At 45.3% G+C, this 16,810-nt stretch carries 13 protein-coding genes; all 13 read left to right on the top strand.

Annotated elements, in window-relative coordinates:
- Positions 1–230: 230 nt before the first annotated feature.
- The 13 genes from LI091_RS10100 (at position 231) to LI091_RS10040 (ending at position 16,591) form a co-directional block, all read left to right on the top strand.
- A complete protein-coding gene (locus tag LI091_RS10100) occupies positions 231–1,196 on the top strand; it encodes a diacylglycerol/lipid kinase family protein (RefSeq protein ID WP_059085348.1) in 966 nt (321 codons plus the stop codon).
- Positions 1,197–1,289: 93 nt separating this feature from the next.
- Positions 1,290–3,407: a glutamine synthetase III family protein gene (locus LI091_RS10095; RefSeq protein ID WP_021650786.1), complete on the top strand. Its 2,118-nt coding sequence runs from the start codon at positions 1,290–1,292 to the stop codon at positions 3,405–3,407.
- Between the two features lie 203 nt (positions 3,408–3,610).
- The gene (locus LI091_RS10090; protein ID WP_015526964.1) at positions 3,611–4,528 is read left to right on the top strand and encodes an AAA family ATPase; all 918 of its coding nucleotides are present in this window, start codon (positions 3,611–3,613) and stop codon (positions 4,526–4,528) included.
- Positions 4,521–6,320 carry a nitric oxide reductase activation protein gene (locus tag LI091_RS10085; protein ID WP_265191137.1) on the top strand — a complete coding sequence of 600 codons (1,800 nt, stop codon included), beginning with the start codon at positions 4,521–4,523 and terminating at the stop codon, positions 6,318–6,320. Before LI091_RS10090 ends, LI091_RS10085 begins: the two co-directional genes overlap by 8 nt.
- Positions 6,321–6,538: 218 nt before the next feature.
- On the top strand, positions 6,539–8,437 hold the full coding sequence (locus tag LI091_RS10080; RefSeq protein ID WP_265191136.1) for an OPT family oligopeptide transporter: 1,899 nt from the start codon (positions 6,539–6,541) through the stop codon (positions 8,435–8,437).
- Positions 8,437–8,811, top strand: coding sequence for a PqqD family protein (locus LI091_RS10075; protein WP_021650789.1), 375 nt, complete (start codon positions 8,437–8,439; stop codon positions 8,809–8,811). Before LI091_RS10080 ends, LI091_RS10075 begins: the two co-directional genes overlap by 1 nt.
- A gap of 182 nt (positions 8,812–8,993) precedes the next feature.
- Positions 8,994–9,863 carry a YitT family protein gene (locus tag LI091_RS10070; protein ID WP_265191135.1) on the top strand — a complete coding sequence of 290 codons (870 nt, stop codon included), beginning with the start codon at positions 8,994–8,996 and terminating at the stop codon, positions 9,861–9,863.
- Between the two features lie 136 nt (positions 9,864–9,999).
- Positions 10,000–11,091 (top strand): PucR family transcriptional regulator, encoded by a 1,092-nt coding sequence (locus tag LI091_RS10065; RefSeq protein ID WP_015526970.1) that lies wholly within the window; start codon positions 10,000–10,002, stop codon positions 11,089–11,091.
- Positions 11,092–11,699: 608 nt separating this feature from the next.
- Positions 11,700–12,383 (top strand): cell division ATP-binding protein FtsE, encoded by a 684-nt coding sequence (gene ftsE, locus LI091_RS10060; protein WP_015526972.1) that lies wholly within the window; start codon positions 11,700–11,702, stop codon positions 12,381–12,383.
- Complete coding sequence (ftsX, locus tag LI091_RS10055; RefSeq protein ID WP_265191134.1) at positions 12,373–13,278, top strand: permease-like cell division protein FtsX; 906 nt, start codon at positions 12,373–12,375, stop codon at positions 13,276–13,278. Before ftsE ends, ftsX begins: the two co-directional genes overlap by 11 nt.
- A gap of 172 nt (positions 13,279–13,450) precedes the next feature.
- The gene (locus tag LI091_RS10050; RefSeq protein WP_173739941.1) at positions 13,451–14,638 is read left to right on the top strand and encodes a S41 family peptidase; all 1,188 of its coding nucleotides are present in this window, start codon (positions 13,451–13,453) and stop codon (positions 14,636–14,638) included.
- Between the two features lie 21 nt (positions 14,639–14,659).
- Positions 14,660–15,583, top strand: coding sequence for an AEC family transporter (locus tag LI091_RS10045; protein ID WP_059085353.1), 924 nt, complete (start codon positions 14,660–14,662; stop codon positions 15,581–15,583).
- A 360-nt stretch (positions 15,584–15,943) separates the two neighbouring features.
- Positions 15,944–16,591, top strand: coding sequence for an L-rhamnose mutarotase (locus tag LI091_RS10040; protein ID WP_173739622.1), 648 nt, complete (start codon positions 15,944–15,946; stop codon positions 16,589–16,591).
- The last annotated feature ends 219 nt before the right edge of the window (positions 16,592–16,810 follow it).

Genomic DNA, 16,810 nt, shown 5'->3' with positions numbered 1-16,810 from the left:
AGCACACGGTTCATACCCGTGGTGTCGAGGGTTCGAATCCCCCTCTCGCTATTTAACAAAAGGTCTGAAGATTCAATTTTATTGGGTTTTCGGACTTTTTTTGTTATAAAATTCCGGCTGCCTGTGGTAAGATCAGATGTGAAAAGTTAAGATTGACATTTTACATCGTTTTTTTTATCATAGTAAAAGAATAGACATAACGAATCATTTCGGGAAATGAGGATTGTATAATGAAAAAAAGAATGCTTTTTGTTTTCAACCCCAAAGCAGGAAAAGGAAGAATCAAGATGCATCTGCTGGACATTGTGGATATCTTTAATAAAGGTGGGTACGAAGTGATCATCCGTGCCACGCAGGGACCGAAGGATGCTTATGAACAGGTGAAGGAATATGCAGATCAGGTAGATCTGATCGCCTGCAGTGGAGGTGACGGTACACTGGATGAGGTGGTTACCGGAATCGTGGAAGTGGGCAGCCAGACACCGATCGGGTATATCCCTGCAGGAAGCACCAATGATTTTGCCAACAGTCTGTTTATGCCGAAGAGTATGACTGCAGCTGCCTCCATGATCATGGAGGAGCAGATCTATCACTGTGACATCGGTAAATTTAATAACCAGACATTTGCCTATGTGGCTGCGTTTGGACTGTTTACCAATGTTTCCTATGAGACAGACCAGGATCTGAAAAATATCCTGGGACATGTTGCCTATGTGCTGGAAGGGATGAAGCAGCTTTTTGAGGTGAAATCCTATCATCTGAAGGTAACCTCCGATGAGCTGACTGTGGAGAATGATTTTATCTACGGTATGATCAGCAATTCCAGATCTGTAGGTGGATTTAAGAATCTTACCGGAAAAAACGTGGATATGAATGACGGACTGTTTGAGGTGACACTGATCACCAATCCGAAGAATCCGCTGGAGCTTCAGGAGATCATGACTGCGCTTCTTACTGCAGAGGATAATACAGATCTGATCTATTCTTTTAAGTCTGCGCATGTTGTGATAGAGTCAGAGGAGGCTGTTCCGTGGACGCTGGATGGAGAGTTCGGTGGAGATCAGACCCGTGTGGAGATCGATAATCTTCATGAGGCCATGAATCTTTATCTTACCAGCAGTAAGAAACAGAAAAAAAGCCGGCTGAACCAGAAAATGCAGGAGATCAAGGAGATTACCCAGAAGAGCGAAGAATGATCCGAGTATCCGAAGACAAGGTGATCATACAGAGGTGAAAATGTCTTTCCTCATAAGAAAGACTGGATATACAGGAACGAAAAGGAGGAAGAAATGGGAGATTATATCAACGTAAAGGAAATCTTTGGCTGCGATGTATTTAACGATTCTGTTATGCAGGACCGTTTGCCGAAGAAGGTATACCGCGAACTGAAAAAGACAATAGAAGAGGGTAAGGAGCTGTCCATGGAGATCGCTGATGTGGTTGCACATGAGATGAAGGAATGGGCTATTGAGAAAGGTGCTACTCATTATTGTCACTGGTTTCAGCCGCTGACAGGTGTTACTGCCGAGAAACATGACGCATTTGTCACAGCGCCAAGAGAGGATGGAAAGGTACTCTTAAGCTTTTCTGGCAAGGAGCTGATCAAGGGTGAACCGGATGCATCCTCATTTCCATCCGGAGGACTTCGTGCAACATTCGAGGCAAGAGGCTATACAACATGGGATTGCACATCACCTGCCTTTGTACGTCATGACGCAGCCGGCGGGATCTTATGTATCCCTACAGCATTCTGCTCCTATACAGGAGAGGCGCTTGACCAGAAAACACCGCTTCTTCGTTCCATGGAAGCGGTCAATACACAGGCGCTTCGACTTCTTCGCCTTTTCGGAAATACAACATCAAAAAAAGTAACTCCTTCCGTTGGAGCTGAGCAGGAGTATTTCCTGGTTGATAAGGAGAAATGGCTCCAGAGAAAAGATCTGATCTATACAGGAAGAACTCTTTTCGGTGCTATGCCGCCGAAGGGACAGGAGATGGATGACCATTATTTCGGAACCATCCGTCAGAGAATCTCCGCATACATGAAGGAAGTCAACGAGGAGTGCTGGAAGCTGGGCGTAACAGCAAAGACACAGCACAATGAGGTTGCACCTGCACAGCATGAGCTGGCACCGATCTACGCACCGGTAAATATTGCAGCAGATCACAACCAGATCATGATGCGTATCCTCAAAAAAGTTGCAAGCCGCCATGGTATGCGCTGCCTGCTTCATGAGAAACCGTTTGCAGGAGTTAACGGTTCCGGTAAGCACAACAACTGGTCCCTGACAACGGATGACGGGATCAACCTTCTTGAGCCGGGAAAAACTCCTCATGAGAATATCCAGTTCCTTCTTGTTCTCACCTGTATCCTGAAAGCCGTTGATGAGCATGCAGATCTTCTGAGAGAGTCTGCAGCAGACGTTGGAAACGATGAACGTCTCGGAGGAAACGAGGCACCGCCGGCAGTTATCTCCGTATTCCTTGGTGAGCAGCTTCAGGATGTTCTGGAGCAGCTGATCAGCACAGGTACCGCCACACACAGTAAGACCGGCGAGATCCTGGATACCGGTGTTAAGACACTTCCGGATTTCATGAAGGATGCTACAGACCGAAACAGAACATCACCATTTGCGTTTACAGGAAACAAATTTGAGTTCCGTATGGTTGGTTCCCGTGATTCCATTTCCGAGTGCAACGTAGTTCTGAACACGATTGCAGCAGAAGTATTTCGCGATGCATGCGACCGTCTGGAAGCAGCAGACGATTTTGATACTGCAGTACATGACCTGATCAAGGAGTATGCGATCCAGCATCAGCGTATTGTATTCAACGGAAACGGATATGCACCAGAGTGGGAGGCAGAGGCAAAGAGACGTGGACTTCCGATCCTTCCGTCCATGGTAGATGCTATTCCTGCGCTGACTACAGATAAGGCTGTGAAGCTTTTTGAATCCTTTAATGTATTTACAAGAGCAGAGCTTGAGTCCAGAGCAGAGATCCAGTATGAAGGCTATGCAAAGGCTATCAACATTGAGGCCAAGACCATGGTGGATGTAGCTACCAAGCAGATCATCCCGGCAGTGATCCGTTATACAACGGTTCTTGCAGAGTCCATCAATTCTGTGAAGGCAGTGAGCGCAGCGCTTGATGTCAGTGTACAGACAAGTCTTCTGGAAAAAACCTCCGCACTTCTTGCTGAGACCAAGACAGCTATGGATAAGCTTTCCGGACTGATCGCTGAGTCGGAATCCCATGAAGAGGGACGTGACCGTGCTGTATTCTTCAGAGAGAGCGTGGTACCGGCAATGCAGGCTTTAAGAAAACCTGTAGACGAGCTTGAGATGATCGTAGATAAAGATATGTGGCCGATGCCATCCTACGGTGATCTGATCTTTGAGGTATGATCGGTTAAATAAAATCAGGAAATAAGAGATGTTCCCTGGGTGCAGCGGCATCTTTGAAATCAAATGACGGGACAGATGTAAGATCTGTCCCGTTTTTTACCTGGCGGAGAAAAAATCTGTAAGCGGTTATCCGTCATAGGATCATATAATAACTGCGGATGAGGATATCTGCGGCATTCAATCAGATTCAGGAGTAAGTATATATGATAGAATTAGAATTTTTAAAAGAACAGAACGTTTCCGAAAGCCTGATCCACGGCATCGAGGAGTTTCGAAAAAATTATAACGTTGACGAGGGGGCTGCAGCCAGAGTTACCAGACCGTCCATACCGTTCTACGGAAAAGAAATCCTGGAAATGGCCATTGCAGGACTTCTGGAAGGAGAAAATCTTCTTCTTGCAGGCCCAAAGGCTACGGGTAAAAATATCCTGGCAGAAAATCTGGCATATGCTTTTGGCCGTCCGGTTTATAATGTATCTTTCCATGTCAATACAAACAGCGGAGATCTGATCGGAACGGATACCTTTGTAAACAATGAAGTCTGCCTCCGAAAGGGCAGCATCTATCAGTGTGCCGAGTATGGTGGCTTCGGTATTCTGGATGAGATCAATATGGCAAAGAACGATGCGGTTTCTGTCCTTCATGCAACTCTGGACTATCGCCGCTCCATTGATGTTCCGGGCTATGACCGGATCGACCTTCATCCTGCGGCACGTTTTATCGGAACCATGAACTACGGATATGCAGGAACAAAGGAGCTGAACGAAGCTCTGGTTTCTCGTTTCCTGGTGATCGATATGCCAGCGCAGACAGAAGAAACCCTGGGATTTATTTTCCGCAAAATGTTCCCGGAGGCAAAGGAAAAGGCAGTGGAACAGTTTATCGGTGTATTTATGGATCTTCAGAAGAAATCCGTAAACAGTGAGATCTCCACAAAAGCGCTGGATCTTCGAGGTCTTCTGGCTGCTATGAAGATCGTTCGTGCAGGACTTTCTCCCCTGGCAGCAGTGCAGATGGGAGTGGTGAACAAAACCTTCGATATTTTTGAAAAGGAGATCGTGGACGATGTAGTCCGTACAAGGATCCCGGAAGAGTGGACGAAGGACGATGTCTATGCATAAAGATCTGACAGAAGAACTTTCTATAGAAGATTACAAGATGGAGCTGGAAAACCGGATCCGTAATCTCCTCTGGACGGTAAGCGGCGACTATACACTGGATGTGAAGCCGGATGTATCGCTGTTTCTCCGCTCAAAAGAGATCGCTCTTTACGATGGGATCAAACAGGGGGCTTTTGCCAGATATTTTGACAAAAATCTGATTGGCCTTTATCTTGTAAAAAAAATCTATCTGGATGCCTCTGAGACGGAGCTGACCGGGCTGACACAGCTCTGTATCGAAGCGGCAGTGGGAGAGCGGATCTGTGAAGAGCGCCCCGGGGTTCGCCGCATGAGAAAAAAAGCTCTGGAAGATATCCTGGATCAGGAATATGAAACCCTGCCTTTCTACGATAAGTTGTTAGATAGGCTGAAAATTGCAGTATTCCGTGATGTACTTACAGGAAGCGTACAGCCTCTGGAGAAAAAACTGTCTGCATTCCGGGATCAGATCTATGCCTGCGCAGAAAGCAGAGATACCATGGAACTGATTCGGATCATCGACAGCCTCTATAATGCGGTCATCGATCCGGACTTTGAGAAGAAAAACGGTTCCCTTGAACGGGTAATGGCGGTGACGCTGGAAGAACTGACGGAATTTGGCTGGGAAGACTACCTTAATGAAGAGATGTATGAGGAAGCTCTGGAAAATTATGTGGAAAAGCTCACAGACCGGATGACAGATATTGAAGATTCCTCGCTGACACAGGATATGGAAGAAAAACGTAAGGTGAAAAACAAGATCACGGTGATTTCAGAGGAAGCTCTTCAGAAAGCTCATACCTATGTGGAACTGAATTTTGGAAAAACCTATCTCACACCTGCGGAAGAAAAAAGAATGAACCATCTTATGTGCCGGGGAATACACGGAGACTGCAGCCTGTATTTTACAGAAGGAATCCTGAAAAATCCGGTTCGTGATAATTATCAGTACCAGTATGCAAAGCGTCTGCGTAATAAGAACATATGGATCTATCATGACAAGCACAGAATTGCAAAACGAAATATTGCCATATTGACTGAACTCCTGAAAAAAGCACTGGTGATCCGAAGTGAAAATCAGGAAGTCCTATCAGACCGGGGAACTATCGTTCCTTCTAGGCTGTGGCGTATAGGCAGAAGCGGTGAGGCAAATCTTTTCAAGAGGATTCTTCGTGGAGACAATACGGATTTTGTGGTGGATATACTGATCGATGCCAGTGGTTCACAGATGAGCCGACAGGGAGATGTGGCACTGCAGGCTTATATGATCAGCTCTGCCCTGAGCAATGTGGAAATCCCTCATCGGGTTATGAGCTACTGCACATTCTGGGATCATACGATCCTGCACAGGTTCCGGGAATATGATGATCCGGTTTCGGCAGATGAGGATATTTTCAATTATGTGACTTCCTCCAATAATCGGGACGGGCTTGCCATAAAAGCAGCGGGATACAGTCTTTTGCAGAGGGAAGAGGAAAAAAAGATCCTGATCATCTTAAGTGACGGACGTCCCTACGATGTGATCATAAACCGCCCCAATGCAAAAAATCCGGCCCCTTATCAGGGAAAATATGCCATTTCAGATACTGCAACAGAGGTGCGGCGTCTTCGGAGCCAGGGCGTCAGTGTTCTGGGGGTATTTGCAGGTGAAGAGAAGGATCTTCCGGCGGAAAAGAAGATTTTTGGAAAGGATTTTGCCTATATCCGGGATATCGGAAATTTCTCAAAGATCGTAGGACGATATCTGACAAAACAGCTGGAAACGGACAACTGAAAAAAAAAAGTATTTTATTTTAAATGTATAATATTCAATTGTAAGGAATAAGGTCACTATGTTAGCATAAAAGCTGCATAGTGACCAATTATTTGCTTATAATTATACAGAAAATTGTAAATAATATATAATATCTCAGATATAATTTCTTGCAAAATACTGCGAAATTTGCTATACTATATAACGTTACTAATTTACTAGATAAAGGGAGAGGAAATATGAACAAAAACACAGAGTTCAAACCTTACATTCCTGCGGAGAAAATCACTCCGGAGCTCACAGTTACATCTGTGATCATGGGATGTATTCTTGCTGTCATCTTCGGCGCAGCCAATGCTTACCTTGGTCTTCGTGTTGGTATGACAGTATCTGCCTCCATTCCGGCGGCAGTTATCTCCATGGGTGTTATCCGCGTGATTCTTCGCAGAAACTCCATTCTGGAGAGCAATATGGTCCAGACTATCGGTTCAGCCGGTGAGTCTCTTGCAGCAGGTGCTATCTTCACCATGCCTGCACTGTTCCTCTGGGCAGAGGAAGGACTTACAAGCAAACCAGGCATCGTTGAGATCACTCTGATCGCACTTTGCGGTGGTATCCTTGGTGTACTTTTCATGGTACCCCTTCGTAATGCCCTCATTGTTAAAGAGCATGCAACTCTTCTCTATCCGGAAGGAACTGCCTGCGCAGACGTTCTTCTTGCCGGTGAGGAAGGCGGAGCAAATGCTTCCACAGTATTCTCCGGTATGGGACTTGCAGCTGTCTTCAAATTTGTTGTTGATGGACTGAAGCTTCTTCCGGCAGATGTTTCTGCAGCATTTAAATCCTTCAAGGGTGAGATCGGTATGGAGGTTTATCCGGCACTTCTCGGTGTTGGTTATATCGTAGGACCGAAGATCGCATCCTACATGTTTACCGGTTCTCTTATCGGCTGGATGGTCATCATTCCGCTGATCTGCCTGTTCGGACCTGATACATGGATGTATCCGGCAGCAGAGGGAACGACCATTGCCCAGCTTTACGCAAACGGCGGAGCAGCAGCAATCTGGTCTACTTATGTTAAATATATCGGCGCAGGTGCTATCGCAACAGGTGGTATCATTTCCCTGATCAAATCCCTGCCGCTGATCGTTACAACCTTCCGTGACTCCATGAAGAGCATGAAGGGAAGCAAGAACACAAGCACAGAGAGAACCGCACAGGATCTTCCGATGCAGTTCATCCTTCTCGGTGTTATAGCAATGGTATTTATCATCTGGATCGTTCCGGCAATCCCGGTAACTCTTCTTGGTGCAGTTATCATCGTAGTTTTTGGATTCTTCTTTGCAACAGTATCTTCCCGTATGGTAGGTCTTGTAGGAAGCTCCAACAACCCGGTTTCCGGTATGGCTATCGCTACTCTTCTGATTGCTACATTTGCGATCAAGAGCTCCGGTAAAACAGGTATCGACGGAATGACAGCAGCGATCGCTGTTGGTTCTGTTATCTGTATCATCGCAGCGATCGCCGGTGATACCTCTCAGGACCTTAAGACAGGATACCTTCTTGGTGCTACACCTAAGAAGCAGCAAATGGGCGAGATGCTCGGTGTTGTTGTTTCCGGTCTTGCTATCGGCGGTGTTCTGTATCTTCTGGATGCAGCATGGGGCTACGGTACAGCAGAGATCCCTGCGCCACAGGCTCAGCTTATGAAGATGATTGTTGAGGGAATCATGGGCGGAAACCTTCCATGGGGACTTGTATTTGTAGGTGTATTCCTTGCAATCTGCCTTGAGATCCTCCGTATCCCGGTAATGCCTTTCGCAATCGGTCTTTACCTTCCAATCTACCTGAACGCAACCATCATGATCGGTGGTATTGTTCGTGGATTACTTGACCGCAGAAAAGGTGTTGACGAAAAAACCAAGACAGCTCAGGCCACAGATGGTACTCTCTACTGTGCTGGTATGATCGCCGGCGAGGGTCTTGTTGGAATTCTTCTTGCGATCTTTGCAGTTGTCGGTATCAGCCTTGATATGTCCGGCGTTGTAAACCTTGGAAATATCGGCGGTGTTGTGCTGATGATCATCATGATCCTGTCACTGCTTAAATTCTCTATCTGGAGAAAGAAGAAAGCCTGATGAGAAAAAACAAAAAGGATAAGAAACAGGATATCAACTATCTTGATCTGATCCCGGAAACAAACCAGTCGATCCGGTGGCACCGGGACCTGAAGCAGCGGATCATTCTTGAGATAGAGAATAAGGGTATGTTCAATACCATCGCGCAGAAGGTTTTTGGCAAGCCAAGGTTTTCCAAGGTTCATCTTGATGAAATGGGAACTTTTATCTGGCCTGAGATCGATGGAGCCAAAACCGTGCAGGAGCTTGCCCTGCTGGTGAAAGAGCATTTCGGAGATAAGGCAGAACCGCTTTATCCGAGAATCGTAAAATACTTTCAGATAATGGAAAGCTATGAATTTGTTCATTTTATAAATAAAAAGACAGAAAAATAGCATGGAGAACGGGAACGGACGCAGAATAGTGTACGGTCCCGTTCTTTTTATGACACGTCAGTGCGGGAAACTGATGCAGTTGTCATATGATACTATAGCATTTCCGGGGCGGAATAGAAATATTGAGGACATTTCAAGACGTAAATTCCGGGAATTGCTGTAAAAAATGAAAGGAGCACTTTATGAGTCTTGTGAAAAAAAAGGACTGGTATCTGGATTATCTTCTGATCATAGTAGGAACCGGGCTGATGGCACTTGCCATCAATTCCGTTTTTGATGCAACCGGACTGGTAACAGGCGGCTTTTCCGGTATAGCGATCCTGGTGAAGCACTGGACCGGTGAGATCATAGATGGCGGGGTTCCGCTGTGGCTTACCAATATCACGCTGAACATTCCGCTGTTTTTTCTGGGATGGCGGATCAAAGGCTTTTCCTTTGTAAAAAAAGCTCTGGTCGGTGAGATCTCCCTCTCAACCTGGCTTGCCATTCAGCCGGTGTGGAATATTGCGGGAGATGATCTCCTTCTGGCTGCTGTATACGGTGGTGTGATCCTGGGAATCGGCATTGGAATGGTTTTCCTTGGACAGGGAACCACAGGCGGAACGGATATGATGGCAGCACTGATCCAGAAGTATATGCGTCATTATTCCATCGCACAGATCATGCAGTTTATTGATGGACTTATTGTGATCATAGGAATGTATGTGTTCGGTATCCAGCGGGCCCTGTATGCCATCATTGCGGTTTATCTGGTAACAAAAGTATCCGACAGTCTGATCGAAGGTCTGAAGTTTTCCAAACAGACATTTATCGTCACGGAGAAGCCGGATGAGGTTGCCAGAGTCATTATGGAAGACCTGGATCGCGGAGCGACAGGGATCTGTGGCAAGGGGATGTATTCCGGTCAGGAGAAGACGATCATCTTCTGTGTGGTAAACAAAAAGGAAATTGTGAAGCTGAAAGAGCTGGTAGATGATATTGATCCCAACGCTTTTGTGATCGTTTCCGATGCAAGAGAAGTTCATGGAGAAGGTTTTATAGAGAAAAATTAGGCGGATTTCAACAAAAATTTGTAAATTTTTTCAGTTTTACTCTTTCATTTTTGGTGATTTTGTATTAAAATAGCCATAGATAGAGAGGGAAAGACAGAAGATAAGCATACACATAAGTGAGAAGGGATTGAACGGAATGATATCGAATCAGGTGTTACAGAATACGCTCGAGGGACTTAAAGAAATATCAAGGACGGAATTTTGTGTCATTGACACAGACGGCAAGGTACTTGCGTCTACCTTTTCTGATTTTGAAATCCAGCCGGCAGATATCCAGGCTTTTGTAGAATCCCAGGCGGACAGCCAGCTTGTCAAGGGATTTCAGTACTTTAAGGTCTGTGATGATTATCAGTTGGAATATGTCCTGGTAGCCCACGGAGATGATGAGGATACTTATATGGTAGGCAAGCTTGCAGCCTTCCAGATCCAGAATCTGATCGTTGCGTACAAGGAGCGTTTTGACAAAGACAGCTTTATCAAGAATCTTCTTCTTGATAATCTTCTTCTGGTGGATATTTACAACAGAGCGAAGAAGCTTCATATTGAAGCAGATGTCCGTCGTGTAGTTATGATCCTGGAACTGAACCAGGAGAAAGATCACAGCTCTGTAGAGAGCGTGAAAAGCCTTTTTGGCGGAAAGAGCAGAGATTTTATCACTGCTGTTGATGAGAAGAGCATCATTATAGTCAAGGAACTGGAAGAGGGAGAGGGCTATCCGGAGATGGATAAGCTGGCTCATACGATTATGGATACTCTGGATCTGAATAAAGATGGTGAGGATGTCCACATGGCATACGGTACCATTGTCAATGAGTTGAAAGAAGTTTCACGTTCCTACAAAGAAGCGCGTATGGCCCTTGATGTAGGCAAGATCTTCTTCGGAGACAGGGAAGTTATCGCATACAGCTCACTTGGAATCGGACGCCTGATCTATCAGCTGCCTATTCCTCTGTGTAAGATGTTTATCCGCGAGATCTTTGACAACAAATCTCCGGATGATTTCGATGAGGAGACACTTGTCACCATCGATAAATTCTTTGAGAACAGTCTGAACGTATCTGAAACTTCACGTCAGCTGTATATCCACAGAAATACGCTGGTATATCGTCTGGATAAACTCCAGAAGAGTACAGGCCTTGATTTGAGAGTGTTTGAGGATGCCATTACATTTAAGATCGCGCTGATGGTTGTTCGATATATGAAATATATGGAGACATTAGAGTATTAATAGCATTCGGAATGCAGGATGATAGTTTGATATATTAAGGCAACATATTAGAACTTTTAAACTGCCGCTTATTCCTTCCCGGAATAGGCGGCAGTTTTTGTATGAGCGTTTTTCATCATGGAATATTGTGTAAATGTCCCTCCTGTTTGGAAGCATTCACGAAGTGTGTTACTGAGAACGGAGTGAGCAGTAACGAATTCACATGAACTTCACAGATAACATCCATGACTCTATTGTAATTTTGGTATTTTTACGTTAAAATAAATAATTTGAAGAGGGCTGTTGATTACTGTTCACTGGTAATATTCCGCGAAGCGCATTACTGAGAATAGAGTGAACAGGTTACTGTTCACTGGTAATGTCCCGCGAGGTGTTTTTTGTGAGCGAAGGTCATAGAAAACCCGAGACATATCGCGCGAATTTATGCGATCAGCATAAATTCTGTGCATCGCGAAGCGTGTTACTGAGAACGGAGTGAACAGTAACGTGAACAGTAACAGTTGTAGGGCCCGGGAAATTTATTCTTGCATTTAAACAGAATATATATTACAATAATGTTACAAAAAAATTAAGAAAGTTATGCTTTTATAATATAGAGGAGGATATATATGATCGATCTTGTAGATGTGAGCAAATCTTACGGCCCGGGTCTTCCGGCTGTGAATCATGCGAACTTACATGTTGATAAAGGGGAATTCGTATTTGTAGTAGGAAGCAGTGGCTCCGGTAAATCCACACTGATCAAGCTTCTGATGAAAGAACTGGATTCTACCAGCGGAACGATTACAGTCAGCGGGGAACGTCTGGAGAAGATGAAACACAGACGCGTTGCCAAGTATCGCAGAAAGCTTGGGGTAGTATTTCAGGATTTCCGTCTTTTAAAAGACCGTAATGTATATGAGAATGTAGCATTTGCGCAGCGTGTCATAGGAAGACCTACCCGTGTGATACGCAAACGTGTGCCGGAGGTTCTCCAGGAGGTAGGACTTGCAGGAAAGTATAAGGCATACCCGGATGAGCTTTCCGGTGGTGAGCAGCAGAGAGTTGCTCTTGCCAGAGCACTGGTAAACCGCCCGGACATCCTTCTGGCAGATGAGCCGACCGGAAACCTGGATCCGAAAACCTCCGAAGAGATCATGGCTCTGATGGAGCAGATCAATGACAGAGGAACCACAGTTCTGGTAGTCACCCACAATAAGGACATCGTCAATGCCATGCGCAAGCGAGTAGTCACCATGCACAACGGCAAGATCATCAGCGATGAGAAAGAGGGAGGATATCATGAGGCCTAGTACGATCTGGTATACCCTGAAGCAGGGATTTAAGAATATAAAAAGAAACTGGATGTTTTCCCTGGCATGTATCATCACGATGGCAGCCTGCATTTTTCTGGTAGGCATTTTCTATTCCATCGTGAACAACGTCGGTAATATTGCCCATAAGGTGGAAGAAGAAGTACCGATCACAGTATTCTTTGATGAGGGCACTTCAGAGGAAGAGATCCAGGCGATCGGCGATGCCATTCAGTCCAGGCCGGAAGTGGCCAGGATGGACTATCAGTCCGCAGATCAGGCATGGGAAGAATACAAACAGAAATATTTTGGAGATGAAGATGCGGCAGATGGATTTAAAGATGATAACCCTCTTGCCAATTCATCCAATTATCAGGTATATCTTAATGATATTACCAAGCAGACAGAACTGGTGAATTATATCCAGGGACTGGAACATGTCCGGAAGGTAAATCAGTCTGAACAGGCATCCAGGACACTTGGTTCCATTAACAAGCTGGTTTCTTATGTGTCGATTGCCGTGATCGTAATCCTTTTGATCATTTCCATATTCCTGATCAGCAATACAGTATCTATGGGTATTTCTGTCCGCAAGGAAGAAATCGGAATTATGAAATACATAGGAGCTACAGATGCTTTTGTACGACTGCCATTCCTTCTGGAAGGTATGATCCTCGGTGTGATCGGTGCGGCGATACCGCTGATCTGCCTGTTTTTCCTGTATAATTCCGCTGTAGAGTTTATTCTGACAAAATTCAATGTATTGACAGGAATCGTGGATTTCATTCCGATCTGGCAGATTTATGAGGGTCTGGTTCCCATGGGACTTGGACTTGGTGTGGGAATCGGTCTTTTGGGAAGCTTTTTCACAACAAGAAAACATCTCAGAGTATAACCAAATAGCAGAGAATCTTATGTATCCGCATGATGTGTGATCATAAGATATACAGCGGCTGTCGGAATATCGGCAGCCGTTTTCGGTATATAGAAACCGAACGGCGCACAGAGGAGTACAGAAAATCTGTGATCTTATCGGCTTTGCCGGCTGTGCAGAAGAAAGGAAAAATATGAAAAATAAAGAATTCAAAAAAGGTATAGCCATTGGAGTGGCAGCAACGCTGGTTGTGACAGGCGCTGTTTTTACCAGCTATCAGAAAGTACTGTTTCCGAAAGGCAATGCGCTTTCCGATGTGAAAACGGTTCAGAAGCTGAATTACCTGGAAGAACTGATCGATGAAGAATATCTGGATGAAAAAGACGAAAGCAGCCTGCGTGAGGGGCTTTATGCTGGCCTGCTTGCCGGCCTGAAGGATCCGTACTCCACCTATTACACAGCAGAACAGTATAAAGAGCTGAATACTTCCAATGAAGGCTCCTACGTAGGGATCGGTGCCGTTCTTCAGAAGGATGACACCGGAGGGGCAAAGATCATACAGCTTTATGAGGGCGGCCCTGGAGAACAGGCGGGACTGAGAAAGGGAGATGTGATCAAGGCAGTAGATGGAGCTGATGTTACAGACAAAGAAACTTCAGATATTGCTTCCATGGTCCGTGACAGTGAGAATGCTTCCGTAATGCTGACCATACAGCGGGAAAACGAAGAGAAAACCCGGGATGTCAAAGTGGAGATCCGGGATGTGGAGATCCAGACCGTTTCCCATGAGATGCTTTCCGAAGACACCGGCTATATCCGGATCTCCGAATTTTCTGAGGTGACCAGCAATCAGTATAAAAAAGCATTTGCAGATCTGAAGGATCAGGGAATGAAGAAGCTGGTTGTGGATCTCCGTGATAATCCGGGAGGCCTTCTTACTGCAGTCTGCGGCGTGCTACGCCAGATTCTTCCGGAAGGACTGATCGTCTATACAGAGGACAAAAATGGAAAAAGGGAAGAGGAGACCTGCGACGGAAAAAATGAACTGGACATGCCATTGGCTGTTCTGGTAAACGGAAACAGTGCCAGTGCATCGGAGATCTTTGCGGGGGCGGTAAAGGACTACGGGATTGGAACGATTGTAGGAACAACTACCTATGGGAAGGGCGTGGTGCAGACCATCCAGCCTCTTACCGATGGCAGTGCGGTAAAGATCACCATCGCAAAATATTTTACGCCAAAGGGCAATGATATCAACAAAAAAGGAATCACTCCGGATGTGGAAGCAGAGCTTTCCGGAGACATCACAGACTGGACAGAACTTACACATAAAGAAGACGCGCAGCTTCAGACAGCCCTGAAAGAGATCGGACAGAGCTGACGCGTTCGGAGGGGAGAAAAAATGATAACTTTACAATTATTGCAGCAGATCATCGTATTTTTTCTGATGATGTCCTGTGGATTTACAGTGGTAAAATGCGGACTTATCGATGCAAAAAGCAGCAGGACACTTTCAGTCATCTGTATCTACATCATCATGCCCTGTGTAATGATCAATGCTTTTCAGATCGAATATTCCAGAAGCATCCGGAATGGCTTCCTTCTGGCAGTGGCAGCAGCCATCCTGATCCATATTTTTCTTCTGGTATTTGTACAGATCATCGGCAAGCCACTGAAATTAAGTGTGGTAGAAAAAGAATCCATCATCTATTCCAATTCCGGAAATCTGGTGATCCCTCTTGTAACGGTAGTTCTTGGTGAAAAATGGGTGATCTATGCCAGTGCTTTCCTGAGTGTGCAGATGATCCTGATGTGGACCCACGGACAGTCGCTGATGGAGGCGAAGGCCGGCATCAACTGGAAAAAAATCCTCTGCAACATCAATCTGATCGCTATTATCCTTGGAATCGTTCTGTTCTTCACGCAGATTAGACTGCCGGTGATCCTTGGAAACACCATGAGCCAGATTTCAGCCACCCTGGGACCTGTATGTATGATCATGCTTGGAATGACCATGACGGAGGTAAAATGGAAAGATATTTTCAGCCATTCCAGGATCTATCTGATCACGATCTTGAAAATGGTGGTGACTCCGCTGCTCATACTGTTGTTTTTGAAGTATCTGCCCTTGGCTTCAATGGTAAAGGATGGAAAAACCATTCTGCTTATCAGTCTGATGGCAGTGATCACACCGTCGGCAACAACGGTTGTACAGCTGGCACAGCTCTACGATCAGGACCCGGTCTATGCCAGCACCATCAATGTAATGACAACGCTGGTAAGTATCATAACCATGCCACTGATGGTCATGTTGTATCTTGCCTGAGCATCTCAGGGAATCGTTACGGATAACTTTGTGTCAGGCAACATGCTTTGCGGAATATTATCTGGTTACTGTTCACTGGTAATATTCCGCGAGGTGTTTTTTGTGAGCGAAGGTCACAGAAAACCCGAGACATACCGCGCGGATTTATGCGATTAGCATAAATCCTGTGCATCGCGAAGCGTGTTGCTGAGAACGGAGTGAACAGTAACATTACCTGTGAACAGTGATCGGAAATCCTACCCTCATAATTGTAAAAACAAAATAAAAGTGATAGAATCAAATCATATGAGGGCAGAAGAACTACATCTGCTCATAGTGGAAAACATAGCACAGGATCATCAAAACAGGGGGATAGCATAAATGGAACGACATGCTTTTGCAATGAAAGTAAAAGAAGGAAAAATGAATGATTACCGTAAGAACTTAGGCGAGATCTGGCCGGAGCTTACTGCATATCTTGACCGTAACGGCATCCATAATTTCAGCATCTGGAATGCGGCAGACCTGATCTTCGGATATTACGAAAATGCAGACGGAGAGGTGATTTCTCCGGAAGAGGAGAAAGTAAAGGCAGCATTGACTGAAAAGATCGGAGATACTTTTACCTGGATCTCTACTCCTGGAAAAGACATGCGCCTGATGTATCATAATTTTGGTGTTGTGAGAGAAAACAAAGAGCTGATCCGCCACAGAATGTTCATGACAAAATTAAAAGACGGCTGTGAGGAAGAATATAAAGCCCGTCATGACGGACTTGTGGCGCAGAGAGGCGAAACAATAGATCCGGGCCCGGACAGCAACTTCAGCATCTGGAGTGCGGGCGGATATATTTTTGGATATGATGAGATCGACACAACCATGGAAGTGGAAGAAACACCGGAAGCAAGAGAGGCAACCATCGCATGGGAGACACGCCAGCTCGGGATCATGGACTGGATCACCAACGATGTGGACTGGATGACAAAAGAAGTACATCCATCCAGTGTACGTCTTGCATGGCATAATTAAAAAATGGGAAAATAAAAAGGAAGGAGGCCGGGGCTTTGTTTGGAGGTAGCCCCGGCAGTATGAAAAAGAAAAAAGTGTTATCAAAGGTAGTACCCTTTGCACATCTAATAATATACTCATATTTTGTGGTCATTCTGTGACGTCATTCTGAAAAAAGTATGAACAAAAAAGAAAAAATAACTGAACTCAAATCTTAACAATTCTTAAACTTTCCATATT

The organism is Blautia sp. MSK20_18, from assembly GCF_020553125.1.
In the GTDB taxonomy this organism is placed as follows: Bacteria; Bacillota; Clostridia; order Lachnospirales; family Lachnospiraceae; genus Blautia_A; species Blautia_A fusiformis.
Note: the sequence above shows the minus strand (reverse complement) of the source record. Positions and strands in the feature narration are given on the sequence as shown.